At 31.6% G+C, this 15,387-nt stretch carries 10 protein-coding genes; 9 read left to right on the top strand and 1 reads right to left on the bottom strand.

Features of this window, described 5'->3' with window-relative positions:
• Positions 1–57: 57 nt before the first annotated feature.
• The 7 genes from Q0997_RS03695 to Q0997_RS03725 all read left to right on the top strand — a co-directional run bounded on the left by Q0997_RS03695 (position 58) and on the right by Q0997_RS03725 (position 9,786).
• Entirely contained in the window at positions 58–840 is a 783-nt protein-coding gene (locus Q0997_RS03695) for a DUF3108 domain-containing protein (RefSeq protein ID WP_299884664.1), read from the top strand.
• The gene (locus tag Q0997_RS03700) at positions 840–1,763 is read left to right on the top strand and encodes a tryptophan 2,3-dioxygenase family protein (RefSeq protein ID WP_299884667.1); all 924 of its coding nucleotides are present in this window, start codon (positions 840–842) and stop codon (positions 1,761–1,763) included. Before Q0997_RS03695 ends, Q0997_RS03700 begins: the two co-directional genes overlap by 1 nt.
• A complete protein-coding gene (locus tag Q0997_RS03705; protein ID WP_299884670.1) occupies positions 1,721–3,046 on the top strand; it encodes a peptidoglycan DD-metalloendopeptidase family protein in 1,326 nt (441 codons plus the stop codon). Before Q0997_RS03700 ends, Q0997_RS03705 begins: the two co-directional genes overlap by 43 nt.
• 9 nt (positions 3,047–3,055) lie before the next feature.
• A complete protein-coding gene (gene pgi / locus Q0997_RS03710) occupies positions 3,056–4,699 on the top strand; it encodes a glucose-6-phosphate isomerase (protein WP_299884673.1) in 1,644 nt (547 codons plus the stop codon).
• Positions 4,700–4,867: 168 nt separating this feature from the next.
• A complete protein-coding gene (locus tag Q0997_RS03715; protein ID WP_299884676.1) occupies positions 4,868–7,432 on the top strand; it encodes a TonB-dependent receptor in 2,565 nt (854 codons plus the stop codon).
• A gap of 11 nt (positions 7,433–7,443) precedes the next feature.
• Positions 7,444–9,093: a choice-of-anchor J domain-containing protein gene (locus Q0997_RS03720; RefSeq protein ID WP_299884679.1), complete on the top strand. Its 1,650-nt coding sequence runs from the start codon at positions 7,444–7,446 to the stop codon at positions 9,091–9,093.
• Between the two features lie 261 nt (positions 9,094–9,354).
• Positions 9,355–9,786, top strand: coding sequence for a hypothetical protein (locus Q0997_RS03725; RefSeq protein ID WP_299884683.1), 432 nt, complete (start codon positions 9,355–9,357; stop codon positions 9,784–9,786).
• 75 nt (positions 9,787–9,861) lie between these two features.
• Here Q0997_RS03725 and Q0997_RS03730 read toward each other — a convergent pair whose 3' ends face one another.
• Complete coding sequence (locus Q0997_RS03730; RefSeq protein ID WP_299884685.1) at positions 9,862–10,917, bottom strand: endonuclease/exonuclease/phosphatase family protein; 1,056 nt, start codon at positions 10,915–10,917, stop codon at positions 9,862–9,864.
• A 139-nt stretch (positions 10,918–11,056) separates the two neighbouring features.
• Between Q0997_RS03730 and Q0997_RS03735 the strand changes: the two genes are divergently transcribed.
• Both Q0997_RS03735 and Q0997_RS03740 read left to right on the top strand, forming a co-directional pair.
• Complete coding sequence (locus Q0997_RS03735; protein WP_299884688.1) at positions 11,057–13,882, top strand: carboxypeptidase regulatory-like domain-containing protein; 2,826 nt, start codon at positions 11,057–11,059, stop codon at positions 13,880–13,882.
• 80 nt (positions 13,883–13,962) lie between these two features.
• Entirely contained in the window at positions 13,963–15,381 is a 1,419-nt protein-coding gene (locus Q0997_RS03740) for a DUF5689 domain-containing protein (protein WP_299884690.1), read from the top strand.
• The last annotated feature ends 6 nt before the right edge of the window (positions 15,382–15,387 follow it).

Here is a 15,387-nt window from a genome sequence, read left to right on the forward strand (position 1 = left end):
TACTAGATAGAACAATAAATATTCAGCTTAAAAGTTGTTTATAACAACACATTGACTATGAAAAAATTTACATTTATAATGATTGCAATTTTTGCTTTCAATTTATCATCTGCACAAGTGGGTGCTTTTAAATCTGGAGAATGGTTTAAGTTTAAGATGAGTTATAGTGGCTGGATGAAAGCGGGTAACGCAACACTTTCTGTTAAAGAAAAACAACTTGATGGTAAACCAGTATTTCATGTCGTTGGAAAAGGGTGGACAACAGGAGCAATAAAATGGTTTTTTAAGGTTGAAGATAGATACGAAAGTTATTTTGACGCTAATAAAATTATTCCTTATAAATTTATTAGAAAAATTGATGAAGGAGGACATAAAAAAGACATTGAAATTAAGTTTAATCATAAAGAGCGAACTGCTTTTGTTCACAATAAAAAATATAATAGTAAAAAAACAATAGATACAGAGCCAAACGTACAAGATATGGTCTCTATGTATTATTATTTAAGAAATAATATAGATATCGAGACATTAAAACCTGGAGACGAAATAAAAACAAATATGTTTTTTGATGAAGAGAATTATGGTTTTAAACTTAAATATTTAGGAGAAGATATTGTTAAGTTAAAAAATGGTAAGAAAGTAGAATCACTAATGTTTAGACCCTATGTTATGGCAGGACGTGTTTTTAAAGAAGAAGAAAGTTTAACACTTTGGGTTACAAAAGATAAAAATAAGATACCTTTACGTATCAAAGCAGATTTGGCTGTTGGTTCTTTAAGAGCAGATTTAGTGGCTTGGAAAGGACTTAAATATCCATTTAAAATTATTGTCGAAAACTAATGAGTATAGACCAAGAATTAACCGAGAAACTAGAAGAAAAATACAAAGCGATAGATCAAAATGTAAACATTCACTTAGATGGGATGTTGCATAGTAAACCAATAACTTATTGGGATTATATACAAACTGATGCGCTTTTAAACCTTCAAATACAGCGTACAACATTACCAGATGAAATGGTGTTTTTAATGTACCATCAAGTCAATGAGTTATTGTTTAAAATGATTCTCTGGGAAATAGATCAAGTAGCAAATGAAGAAAATATGACAGCTGCTTTTTTCGAAACTAAAATGATGAGGATTAGCCGTTATTTTGATGTGTTAACATCTTCTTTTACTGTTATGAAGGATGGTATGGACGTTGAACAGTATAACAAGTTTAGAAATACCTTAACACCAGCTAGTGGTTTTCAAAGTGGTCAATATCGTAAAATTGAATTTGCTTCAACAGAGCTTATTAATTTAATAGATAATAGATTTAGAGAAACCATAGATAGAAACACGCCTTTTGAGCATGCTTTTGAGCATTTATATTGGCAAGCAGCAGGAAAAGATTATAAAACTGGAAAGAAAAGCTATTTATTAACAGCTTTTGAAGAGAAATACAAAGACGAATTTATTAGATTTGCACAATTCACTAACACTCATAATTTGTGGACTATTTTCAAAAAACTACCACAAGAGGTTAGAGAAGATGAAGATTTAGTAAAAGCAATGCGTCATTATGACTACACAGTAAATATTACTTGGGTAATGGCACATTATAATACAGCAAATCACTATCTAAATATTGGTGGAAAAACAGCTGAAGCAACAGGAGGAAGCGAATGGGTAAAATATATGCATCCAAAATATCAAAGAAGAATCTTTTTTCCAGATTTATGGAGCAAGCAAGAATTGGAAGATTGGGGAAAAAATATTTAATACTACTATTTTGTATTATAACAGCTTTTAGCTGTAAAGAAGATGTTGTAATACCACAAAATTTAGATACAGTTTTAGTTGATGAACCTGAGGATGTTTACGAATTTGGTTTTAACCTTAATGACTATGTTGTTAAAAGAGATACTATTAAATCTGGGGATAGTTTTGGGCAAATTTTAGAGCGCAATAATATTAGTTACCCTAAAATATTTGAAATAGCCGAAGAATCAAAGGATAGCTTTGATATTAGAAAACTACAAATTGGTAAGCCATATACATTACTCTGTTCTAATGATTCATTGCAAAAGCCAAAGTGTTTTATATATCAGCCAAATAAAGAAAAGTATGTTGTAATTGATTTTCAAGATTCTATTAAAGCCTATACTAGCACTAAGCCAATAAAGTATATAGAAAAAGAAGCTTCAGGAATCATTACTTCTAATATTTCTCAAGCGATGGATGATCAAGGAAAACCATTTATGTTAGCTTTAAAAATGAGCGATATTTATGCTTGGACTATTGATTTTTCTAGACTTCAAAAAAACGATAAATTTAAAGTTATTTATACAGAGAAATATATAGACGATTCTATATATGCTGGTATTCACGAGATTAAATCAGCTTATTTTGAGCATAATAAAGAACCATTTTATGCTTTCGAATTTGAAACAGATTCGGTTTTAGGAATAAGAGATTATTTTAGTGAGGAAGCTAAAAATTTACGTCGTGCTTTTTTAAAAGCACCAGTTAGTTTTAGTAGAATATCATCAAGATACAATTTGAAAAGACGAATTGCTTTGTATGGTAATAGAGTGAGACCACATAAAGGAACTGATTTTGCTGCTAGTATTGGAACGCCAATTATGGCTACTGCAAATGGAACAGTTGTCGAGTCTGCTAGAAGAGGTGGTAATGGAAATTACGTTAAAGTAAAGCATAATAATACATATACTACACAATATCTGCATATGAAAAGTAGAAAAGCAAAAGTAGGGGATTTTGTTAAACAAGGAGATGTTATTGGTTATGTAGGAATGACAGGAAATACTTCTGGTCCGCATGTGTGTTATCGTTTCTGGAAGAATGGAAGGCAAGTAGATCCGTTTAAAGAAAAATTACCAGAAGCAAAACCAATTTCAGATAGTTTAAAAATTGAATTTCTAGAGTATATAAAACCATTAAAAATTCAGCTAGATACTATAGATTATCCTATGCCTCGTATTGAAAAAATAGAAAATGATAGTTTATTAATTAAATCTGGAGATAATAAACTTTTAACATAAAAATATTAAATGGGGTTACCATCTATTAATCCAACAACTACAAAATCTTGGAAAGCATTAGAAGAACATTTTAAATCGGTAAAGGATTTAGAAATGAAAGATTTATTCGCTAAAAATAAAAATAGAGCGAATGATTATACTATAGAATGGGAAGACTTTTATATTGATTTTTCTAAAAATAGAATAACAGAAGAAACTTTTAAATTACTTTTAAGTTTAGCAAATGAAGTAAAATTAAAAGATGCTATAGAAGCTTATTATAACGGAGAAGTAATTAATAAAACTGAAGAAAGAGCAGTATTGCATACAGCACTTCGAGGAAAAAAAACAGATACTGTTTTAGTTGATGGTGAAAATGTAATGCCTGAGATTTTTGAAGTTAAAACAAAAATTGAAGCTTTTACAAGTAATATTGTTAACGGAACAAGAAAAGGTTATACAGAAAAAGCATTCACAGATGTTGTAAATATAGGTATTGGAGGAAGTGATCTTGGACCAGCAATGGTGGTAGATGCACTTCAATATTATAAAAATCATTTAACAACACATTTTGTAAGTAATGTAGATGGAGATCACGTCAATGAAGTGATAAAAAAACTTAACCCAGAAACAACACTTTTTGTAATAGTTTCAAAAACATTTACAACTCAAGAGACGCTATCTAATGCGAATACAATTCGTGAGTGGTTTCTAAATCATGGTTCTCAAGAAGCTATTGCAAAACATTTTGTAGCAGTATCTACAAATATTGAAAAAGTAAAAGCATTTGGTATAGATGAGGTTAATATTTTCCCAATGTGGAATTGGGTAGGTGGTCGTTTTTCACTTTGGAGTGCTGTAGGATTAACTATTAGTTTGGCAGTTGGTTATGATAATTTTAATAGCCTTTTAGATGGAGCTAATAAGATGGATAACCATTTTAAAACTGAGGATTTCGAGTCTAATATTCCAGTAATATTATCTCTTTTAACAATCTGGTATAATAATTTTTTTAAAGCAGAGAGTGAAGCTGTAATAGCGTATTCTCAATACTTAAACCAATTTGCCACATACTTACAACAAGGTATAATGGAAAGTAATGGAAAAAGTATAGATAGGAATGGGAAACCAACGAATTATCAAACCGGAACTATTATTTGGGGAGAACCAGGAACGAATTCTCAACATGCTTTTTTTCAACTTATTCATCAAGGAACAAAAATAATACCAGCAGATTTTATAGGATTTGGAAAAAGCCTTCATGGTAATCAGGACCATCAAGATAAACTAATCTCTAACTATATAGCACAAACAGAAGCTTTGCTTAATGGCAAAACAAAAGCAGAAGTTGTAAAACAATTAGAAAGTCAAAACCTTTCTAAAGATAAAATTGAAGAACTGACTCCTTTTAAAATTTTTGCAGGTAATAAACCAACTAATTCTATATTTATAAAAAAGCTAACGCCAGAAAGCTTAGGAAAATTAATAGCTATGTACGAGCATAAAATTTTTGTACAAGGAATTATCTGGAATATATATAGTTATGATCAATTTGGGGTGGAGCTTGGTAAGCAATTAGCTAGTGAAATTTTAAATGAATTTGATTTTAACACTATTGCGAATCATGATGCTTCAACACAAAATCTTATAGAATTCTTTAAAAAAATAAGATAAATAATGTTAAAAGGTTTGTTAATAGCTTTGTTTGTTAATGTCTTATTATCAGTAATTTAGTTGTTATCTTCATAGATGTAAAAATATGTTAACCTTAAGTTAATATGCGCGCATAATTTATTCGTATTTTTGCCGAAAATTTAAACCAATCAATTTTAATTTAACAAAATGAAGAACAATTTCAAATTTTTCTTTTTTGCAGTCACGCTACTATGTTCTGCAATTACAATGGCTCAAAGCACAGTAACAGGTACTGTATTAGATCCAGAAACAAACACGCCTTTACCGGGTGTTAACGTTATTGAAGTAGGAACCTCTAATGGAGTCTCTACAGATTTTGACGGAAATTTTAGTCTAACAACAAACGCAAGCGAAACTAAAATAGCAATCTCTTATGTAGGGTATTTAACGCAAGAGTTCACAATAACAAGCGATACTAATCTTGGAGAAGTTAGTTTAGCGCCAAGTGAATTTGGATTACAAGAAGTAAATATTATTGCTTCTGTAGCAGTAGATAGAAAAACGCCTGTTGCAGTATCTACAATTAGATCTGCAGACATTGAATTAAAATTAGGAACTCAAGAATTTCCAGAAGTTTTAAAATCTACTCCAGGAGTTTATGCTACTAAAGCAGGTGGAGGATTTGGAGATGGACGTATTAATTTACGTGGTTTTAACTCAGAAAATGTTGCAGTTATGATTAATGGTGTTCCTGTTAACGATATGGAAAATGGTCGTGTATTCTGGAGTAACTGGGCTGGATTAGGAGATGTAACAAGTTCTATGCAAGTACAAAGAGGACTTGGAGCATCTAAAGTAGCAGTACCTTCAGTTGGAGGAACAATTAATATTATTTCAAAAACAACAGATATTGAAGCTGGAGGTAATGTATATTCTACATTAGGAAATGATGGATATAAAAAATTCGGATTAACATATTCTACAGGCTTACTAGAAAATGGTTTTGCAGCAACAGTATCTGCCGCAAAAACAGATGGAGATGGTTATGTAGATGGAACCCAGTTTAATTCTGTATCATATTTCGTAAACTTATCTAAAGAAATTAATGAAGATCATAAACTGTCTTTTACAGCTTTTGGTGCTAAGCAGCGTCATGGTCAGAGACAAAATAGACACTTAATAGAAACGTATAGAAATAGTGAAAGAGGAAGAAAATTTAATTCTGACTGGGGATATAAAAATGGTCAAGTAACTTTTCAAGAAGATAACTTTTATCACAAGCCACAAATTTCTTTAAATCACTATTGGGATATCAGTGATAAAACATCTTTATCTACAGCTGCATACGTGTCGTTTGGATCTGGTGGTGGAGGCGGTATTAGAGGTGTTAATAAATTTCAGCTTAGCCCAGATGGTATAGATGGAGTTAGCCCATATAGAACAGGGCTTTATGGACCTATAAACTTTGATGTAATTGTAGATGAAAACGAAGCTCTAGGAGCTAACGGTTCAGAAACAATATTAAGAGCATCTCGTAATGACCATAATTGGTATGGAGTATTATCTACTTTAAAGACAGATTTAACAGATGACTTAGTGTTGCTAGGAGGTGTAGATTATAGAAACTACAAAGGAATACACTTTCAAGAAGTAACAGATTTATTAGGAGGTAGATACTATGCTGATGCAGGATCTAATGAAAATAATCCATTAGGAATTGCTCAAGTTGGCGATAAAATTAATTACTATAATGATGGTTTAGTAGGGTGGTTTGGCGTATTTGCTCAGGCAGAATATGATATTAATGAAAAATTTAATACTTTTTTATCTGTAGCTGCATCTAACACATCTTACAAGAGAATAGATTATTTTAACTATTTAGATACTGATCCATTACAGGAAACAGATTATTATAATTTCTTAGGTTATAGCGCAAAAAGTGGGGCTAACTATCGTTTAAATGAAAACCATAACGTCTTTATGAATATTGGTTATTTTGAAAAAGCAGCAGATTTTGATGCTGTATTTCAAAATTTTAGTAATGATAACATTAATGCAGATGCAGAAAATCAAAAGATTTTTAGTGTAGAATTAGGTTACGGGTTTAGAGGAGAAAAATTATCTGCTAATGTTAACTTATACAGAACGGCTTGGAGAGATAGAACAGAAACAGTAAGTTTCCAACAACCAGATGATACTAGAGCTACAGCTAATATTTTAGGTGTAAATGCTATTCACCAGGGTATTGAAGTTGATTTTGTATACAAACCAACAGATAAACTTAATATAACTGGTATGGTGTCTTTAGGAGATTGGAGATGGGAAAATAATGTTGAGAATGTACAAATTCGTGATGAAGAGCAAAACTTAGTTGATACAGTAGATATTTTTATAGAAGATTTACATGTTGGTGATGCAGCTCAAACAACTATGGCTTTAGGGGCTAATTATAAGTTTACACCAAAAACTAGATTGTCTGTAGATTATAATTATTTTGCTAACTTATATGCAGATTTTGATCCAAGTGATAGAGGTGTAGAAGGAGCTCCAGATGCATGGAAAGTACCAGCTTATGGTATTTTTGATACAGCTTTATCTCATAGTTTTGATTTTGGACCTTTTGAGGCAAAGTTAACAGGAAGAATTAATAATATTTTTGATACAGAATATATTGCAGATGCTCAAGATGGAGCTGGCTCTAATTCTAGAACAGCATTAGTATACTATGGTTTCGGAAGAACATTTAGTGTTGGTGCTAAACTTAAATTTTAAAAAAAAGAAAAATGAAAAAAATAGTTTATTTATTTATTGTTTTAGGTATAATCATTACTGGTTGTAATCCTATTGAAGATATCAATAATGAGATTGATGCTGAAGCTAATCCTATTGTAGGAAATGTAGATTATACATTAGTTGAAGATGATTATTTAAATGAGGATTTGTTAAACTTAGATGTAACATATTTCGAAACAGTGGATGCTGCAAAATTAGCTTTACCAGCTTTTTTATCAGATTTATATCCAACTTATGGACAAGGATCAACAGTAAATGTTGGTTATAATCTATTTGTAGGAGACGCAGAAGGTGTTAGTGATTTTATTACATCTGATACTTATAATTTACAAAATGCAGATTACCCTGGTTTTGCAGATGTTATTTTTGCATTCAATGTAGATGAAACACCAGAAGATTTTTTACCAGCAATTTTAGATGCTCAAATTACTACTCCAGTAGCAGATCAAATAGCTTTAGCTACTTTTAGACAATATACAGAAACTCCTGTCGTAGGTTTTAGTAATATTTATGAAGCTGTTTTTCCTACAAATTTTGGTGATTTTGAAAATATTGATATTGCTGGACCTCAAGGATGGACAGAAGGTCCAGATAATGCTCAAGGTTCAGGTTTCGCTGGAGGAGCTGTAGCTAATGAAGACTGGTTAATCTCTCCAGAAATTAATTTGGCAGGCGAATCTGATTTAAAATTTCAAATAACTCAAAGAGTTAGTTTATTTGGTGGTACAGCAGATCAATTTGATGTTATGGTATCTACTAATTATACTACTGGTTCAGATTTATCAACAGCAACTTGGACAGCTTTTGATATTGATAAAACAGAATCTGGTGATTTTGTTACTTCAGATAATTATGATTTTTCTGCATATGATGGTGAAACTATTCATGTTGCATTTAAATATACATCAACAGATATAGTGTCTCCACGATGGAGAATTCAATCTTTTTCAATTAGAATAGCTGGCGCTGAAGGGAATACGGAAAATTTAGGAGAATATTACACTTACTCAGGTTCGGAATGGGAATTAACTGATGGTGTATACTATTTAAGTTCTGCAGATTATGATTCTATGGGAGAAAATAATGGTCAGCCAGGTCGTTTTGATAATTTTAGTAATAGTGTTGTGCCAGAAAACTATTTGCCTACATTCTTAAATATTAAATATCCTTTTGCTCAAGAGGAAGATGAAATCTATATTATTTATAAGTTCTTTGATGGAGGTGTTAGTAGACAAGGAAATCTTTATACTTATACTAATGGAGAATGGGTAGGAGATACAGATATTATTGCAACTACATTACAGTTTGGTTTTGATAATGGAGAATGGGTGCCAGATAATACTATTAGGTATACATTAGTACCTGGAGACTATGATGCAATTGTTGCAGCATTAAGTACTCAATACCCAGATCCAACATCAAGTATGTCTAATTTTGGAAACTTTGAAAGACGTGTTGGTAATGCAGCCGAATGGACAAATCCAATGGTGTTAGAAGCTTTAAATATTGTGCTTAATAACTTAAACCCTTCTGCTGAAGAAGCTCAAAAATATATTGTTACAGTAGCAATATATAATGGTTCTACAGGGACTGAAGATTTTGCAGTCATTAAAGAAGGTGGCGTTTGGGTTTACCAATAAAAAATATCATTTAAAAAACCGCTTCACAATTGAAGCGGTTTTTTTATGCCTAATAATTATTACATTTGTTTAATACCAAATACAACATAAAATAAGCCTAATAATTAATTTTATTTTCTATTTCTTCGTCGTTACAAAATTGAACTATAGCAAATACTATACTTAAATTTTATGCCTTGAATAAATCGAAATAAATTTCAATTCTATACAATTCATTTTATATTATATTTGGTATAACAACTAACTTTAAATATATAAACTATGCTTTCAACAGTAAAAATGTTACACTCATATTGGGCTTATTTAGCTTTTTTTATGATGATAATTGCAGCAGCAAATGCTTTAATAAAACACTTTGGTAAAAAAGAGTATGAGGCAAAAGATTTTAGAATAGCCTTATTTACATTAATTGTGTCACATATTCAATTATTAATTGGTATAATATTATGGTTTGCTTCAGATTATTTTGGAGAGAATACTATGAAAGAAGTGATGAGTAATTCTGCTTTACGTTCTAATGCGGTAGAACATCCTTTGACAATGATTATAGCTGTTGCATTAATTACTATAGGTTATTCTAAACACAAAAAGAAGTTAACTTCTGCAGGTAAATTAAAACCATTAGCTATATTTTATACTATCGCTTTAATTTTGGTAATTGTAAAATTACCATGGAACCAATGGTTTAATTAGCTGTAAGTAGCCTTATAATATAAAAAAAGCGATTCTAAATTTAGAATCGCTTTTTTTATATTTTATAGAATGTTTTTATTCTTTCACTTCTTTAATTAAATAAACATATACAGGGAAATGGTCACTAAAACCGTCTGTAAAACCACCATTAGCAAAGCTCCGTTTCGGATAGCCCTTATAGCGTCCTTTTTTGTTTACTAAATAGTTTTTATTAAAAATACCTGCTTTATAAAATTTAAAAGAATCGTAACCCTTTTCAATAAATGGTTTTGTCAACATAATTTGGTCAAATAAACTCCAAGCATCTCTATAAGCATTAGAACCTAACCCTTTTTTATAAAAATCAATCATTGGATTGTATATTCCTTTAAGGGGCACATTCTTTTTCTTACGCTTCGCTTTTAAAACATCTTTTACACTAGCATTTGTAGGATCGTCATTTAAATCACCCATAGTAATAATCTTAGCATAAGGGTCTATAACTTGTAAAGAGTCTATAATGCGTTTATTTAACTTTGCAGCTGCAACACGTTTTGCGCGACTTCTTGCTTCTCCTCCACGACGCGACGGCCAGTGATTTACAATAACATGGATAAGTTCTCCATCTAATTTTCCAGACACTAATAATTGATCTCTAGTATAAATACGTTTTCTAGAAGTATCATCATATATTTTTAAAGTATGTGTACTTTTATTAATAGGTTGAAATAAATCTTTTTGGTACATCAATCCTACATCAATCCCTCGTCTGTCTGGCGAATCGAAATGTATAATACCATAATCTTTAGCTAATAAAAGCGGATCATTCGCTAAATGTTCAACAACATCTACATTTTCAATTTCCGCTAATCCTATTATTGCAGGAGAATTCCCAGAAGTATCACTACCAATATCAGAAATTACACGAGCCATATTATGTACTTTTTTCTTGTAAATTTCTTCACGATCAGCTTGAATTTCCATCATTGGGCTGGCTTCATCGTTTTTTTCGGGGTCATTTACCGTATCAAATAGATTTTCAACGTTATAGAAAGCTACTGTGTGTATTTTAAACTTCTTTTTCTCTTGGGCGTTTAAACTTATAAAAGCAGTAATTAAAGCTACTGATAGCCAAGTTCTTAGGTTTTTCATTAGTATAAAAGTTAAATTATATTATGCAAGCATACAAAATGCTTGCCAAAGGTAAATCTTTCTAATAAATAATGTACCTTTGCAAGCCTTAAATAATAAATATTTAACGTGTAAACTATTATTAACTATAATTTCAAGTATGAAAAAAGGTTTTTTTATTTTTTTATTCGGAATGTTTTCTGTCTTTACAATTGTTGCCCAAGAAACAGTTGTAAAAGGAAGCGTTAAAGATGCTGTTACAGATGAACCCATTCCAGATGTTACAATCACTGTTGAAGAAACAGGACAAACAGAAACGACTGACAGTGAAGGTCAGTTTAAGTTTGCGACACCAGTACCTCTTGGTGAGCAAATGCTAAAAATTGAAAAAATAGGGTTTTTAACTAAACGATATCCTATTGTAGTCAATGAAGGAAGAACAGTAGATATTCAAGATATGACCCTTGAAGTAGATCGTGGAAGTCAGGAAGATTTATTTACTATTACACTTTCTGAAGATGAATTAAGTGACGATGATGCCGGTTCAGATAATATCTCCGGGTTATTATCAGCGTCAAGAGATGTGTTTCAAAGAACTGCAGCTTTCGAATTTAGTTCTTCGTTTTTTAGGGTAAGAGGTTTAGATTCAGACAATGGTACCGTTCTAATTAATGGTATTGAAATGAATAAATTCGATACTGGTAGACCGCAATGGGGTAACTGGGGAGGATTAAACGACGTGGTTCGTAACCAGGAATTTACAGCAGGTTTAGCACCATCGGCATATAATTTTGGTGGTATCTTAGGAACAACTAATATTAATACCAAAGCTTCTAATTATAGAGAAGGTGGTCGTGTAACGTATTCTTCATCAAATAGAAGTTATACAAATCGTTTAATGGCTAGCTATGCTTCAGGATTAATGAAAGATGGTTGGGCATATACTATCATGGCTGGAAGACGTTGGGGTAATGAAGGTTTTCAGGATGGAACACTTTATGATGCTAACTCATTCTTTGCTTCTATTGAAAAGAAAATTAATGATAATCATAGCTTAAACTTCACATCAATATACGCACCAAACAGAAGAGGACGTTCTTCTGCAAATACACAAGAAGTTTACGATTTAAAAGGTATTAAATACAACGAGTTTTGGGGGTATTTAGACGGGAAAAAAAGAAATTCAAGAGTAAGAGAGGTAATCGAGCCTATATTAATGTTAAACCACACTTGGGATATCTCATCTAAAACCACATTAAATACTAATGTAGCATACCAATTTGGACAAAGAGGAAGCAGTCGTATAGACAATGCTTCTGGAGCTAATCCAAGTCCTGCATATTACCAGAACTTACCAAGTTTTTATTTAGCAGACGACGATGGACCAGATTTCGCAGGAGCTTATGGGTCTGAACAAGAATTTTTAAATGATGGGCAATTAAATTGGAATAACTTATTTATAGCCAATGATTCTAGAAATTTGTCTGGAAATACAGCTGCATATGCTTTATATGAAGATAGAACAGATGATAAAACGTTAACAGTTAACTCTATATTTAATACAGAATTAAATGAAAACATTATTTTAAATGCAGGTGTTAATTACAGGCGTTTACGTTCTGATAATTTTGCAGAAATTATTGATTTATTAGGAAGTACAGTTGGAGCTTCTAACGTAGATGCATTTAGTCAAAACCAATTCGATTTATTAAATCCAAATAGAATAGCACAAGAAGGAGATAAATTTAGATATCACTTTAAAATAGATGCAAATGAGTTATCTGGTTTTGCGCAAGCTCAATTTAAGTATAATAAAGTAGACTTCTATTTAGCAGGAAGTTTAACAAAAACAGATTACCAAAGAGAAGGTGTTTTCTTAAACGAAAATCAGGTGTTACGTAATGCAGCAGGAGAGATTACTTTAGATAACTCTTCAGGAAAAGGAGATAAATTAGATTTTACAGGCATTGGTGCTAAAGCAGGGTTTACATATAAAATATCTGGTAAACACTTAATAGATGTTAATGGAGGTTATATTACCCAAGCACCAACTATTAGAAATACCTATACTAACTCTAGAGAGAGTCATGATTATGTGGGTGTTTTTCAAGGACAACAATTAGGAAATATCGAATTAACAGAAGAAAAAATTAGTTCAGCAGATATTAGCTATATTTTCCGTTCATCAATAGTAAAAGCTAGATTAACTGGGTACTACACAAAGATTGAAGATGCAAACGAAGTCTCTTTTTATTTTACGCAAGGATCTACAACAGGGTTTATACAAGAAACAGTAGCTAATGCCAATAAAAAGCATGTAGGTGCAGAGTTAGGTATAGAAGCACAAATAACACCAACTATTAAATTAAAAGGCGCTGCTTCTGTAGGGCAATTTACTTACGATAATAATCCTTTTGTATATGTAACATCTACATCTGAAGATTTTATTGATACAGATGTTGATGGAAATGATATTAATAGATCTGGTGAAATATACGAAACCTCTTTAAAAGATTATAAAGTAGCAGGAGGACCACAACGTGCTTACTCCGTAGGTTTCGAATATCGTGACCCAGATTACTGGTGGTTTGGGGCAACAGCAAACTTTTTCTCTAACGCTTATGTAGACATTAGCCCATTAGCGCGTTCAAATAAATTTTATCAAGATGAAGACGGATTACCGTTTGCAGACTACGACCCAGAAGTAGCAAGAGAACTTTTACGTCAAGAAAAGTTTGATGATTATATGGTAATTAACTTAGTTGGTGGTAAGTCTTGGAAAATTGGAAAAAACTTTGTAGGTTTCTTTGCAAGTGTAGGGAATTTACTAGATAAACAGTATAGAACAGGAGGTTTTGAGCAAGGGCGTACGGCCGATTATAGAGCAATTAGAGATGATAGAAGTAACCCAAAAAGAGTATTTGGTTCTAAATACTGGTATGGTCGTGGTGCAAACTACTTCGTAAACGTATATTACAGATTTTAAAAAAAGAAAAAGAAAAAATTATAATTAAAACATTAAATTGTGAAATGCTTTGCATTCACGAACTCAAAAAAAATAAAGTTATGAGTAAAACAAATAAATTTTTAGCGTTAGCACTTGGTTTAGTAACTATGCTATTTTTAAATTCATGTGTTGAAGATGATGATTATACTGTGCCAGAAGTATTGGTGCCAGCTGTAGATATTTCAACATTGGGAACAAAAACAACTTTTGCAGCTGTAGCTTCTAGATTTGCTGATGCGCAAGCAGATGGAGATGATGTTGGTACTTGGGAGTTTGATGCGCCTTTATATATTGAAGGATATGTAATCTCTAGTGATGCAGCAGGAAATTTCTTTGAAGAAATTATTATTCAAAACACTACAGATGAAAATGATTTAGCTGGAGACCCTAGAAAAGGTATAAAAGTTGAAATCAATGTAAGAGACCTTAGTAATTTCTATAACTATGGGCGTAAGGTTTATGTTAAACTTAATGGTTTAGCTGTAGGTGAATCTAATGGAGTACTTACACTAGGTAAAGCAAATGGAACGTCATTAGGGCAGTTAGAGCCTTTTGAATATCAAGATTTTGTAATTAGAGATCAAGAAGTTGCTACTATTTCTCCTAAAATGGTTGCGATTGCAGATTTATCTGAAGACGATGAAAATACTTTAATTCAAATTTCAGATGCACAATTTATTAAAGGAGCAATAGAAGCTACTAATACTTATGCTGGAGAATCTACTGATCAATTTGATGGTTTTAGAACTATAGAGAATTGCGAGACAGGTTCTACAATTTCATTACAAACAAGTACGTTTGCAGACTTTAAATCATTTCCTTTAGCTGGTGGACGAGGTACTATTGAAGGAATCTATTCTAGAGATTTTGGAGACGATTTTAGTGTATTAATTGTTAATGATACTAATGCTATTAATTTTTCAAATACAGATAGATGTGATCCTATAGTATTAGAATGTACAGATCCAGTATCTACAGCGGTTACAATATTTAACGAAGACTTCCAATCAATTACAAATGAAGCACAATTAGATGCTTTAGGTTGGACAAATATTAATGTATCTGGAGGAAGTGAGCGTTATGAAGACAACTCATTTAGTGGAGATACCTATATGAAAATTTCTGCTTTTGGTACTGGTGAAAACCCATTAGAAGCATGGTTAGTAACACCTGCAATCAATTTAGATGGTTCTACTAATGAAGAATTAAGTTTTGAAGTATCTTCAAATTTTGAAACAGGAAAAATTCTTACAGCTTTCATCACAGAAAACTTTACAGGAGATGTTACTACTACTGAGTGGATTGAGCTTGAAGCAAACATTCCAATTGGAGATAGTGGATTTGGTGATTTTGTTGCATCAAATATTAATATCTCATGTTTAAATGGAGATGTTCATGTTGCATTTAAATATTTAGGTGCAGCTGGCGGAGCAGAAACAAGATACCATATAGATGATATCAAGGTTACAGGAATGTAATAAATA

Origin of the sequence: uncultured Lacinutrix sp. (assembly GCF_947500325.1) — a bacterium.
In the GTDB taxonomy this organism is placed as follows: domain Bacteria; phylum Bacteroidota; class Bacteroidia; order Flavobacteriales; family Flavobacteriaceae; genus Lacinutrix.

What these genes read in the sequence shown, in the direction of transcription:
- Q0997_RS03725 (WP_299884683.1), top strand. Translation starts at nt 9,355, where the DNA reads ATGCTTTCAACAGTAAAAATGTTACACTCATATTGGGCTTATTTAGCT.
- Q0997_RS03700 (WP_299884667.1), top strand. Translation starts at nt 840, where the DNA reads ATGAGTATAGACCAAGAATTAACCGAGAAACTAGAAGAAAAATACAAA.
- Q0997_RS03730 (WP_299884685.1), bottom strand. Translation starts at nt 10,917, where the DNA reads ATGAAAAACCTAAGAACTTGGCTATCAGTAGCTTTAATTACTGCTTTT.
- Q0997_RS03705 (WP_299884670.1), top strand. Translation starts at nt 1,721, where the DNA reads ATGGAGCAAGCAAGAATTGGAAGATTGGGGAAAAAATATTTAATACTA.
- Q0997_RS03735 (WP_299884688.1), top strand. Translation starts at nt 11,057, where the DNA reads ATGAAAAAAGGTTTTTTTATTTTTTTATTCGGAATGTTTTCTGTCTTT.
- Q0997_RS03740 (WP_299884690.1), top strand. Translation starts at nt 13,963, where the DNA reads ATGAGTAAAACAAATAAATTTTTAGCGTTAGCACTTGGTTTAGTAACT.
- Q0997_RS03720 (WP_299884679.1), top strand. Translation starts at nt 7,444, where the DNA reads ATGAAAAAAATAGTTTATTTATTTATTGTTTTAGGTATAATCATTACT.
- pgi (WP_299884673.1), top strand. Translation starts at nt 3,056, where the DNA reads ATGGGGTTACCATCTATTAATCCAACAACTACAAAATCTTGGAAAGCA.
- Q0997_RS03715 (WP_299884676.1), top strand. Translation starts at nt 4,868, where the DNA reads ATGAAGAACAATTTCAAATTTTTCTTTTTTGCAGTCACGCTACTATGT.
- Q0997_RS03695 (WP_299884664.1), top strand. Translation starts at nt 58, where the DNA reads ATGAAAAAATTTACATTTATAATGATTGCAATTTTTGCTTTCAATTTA.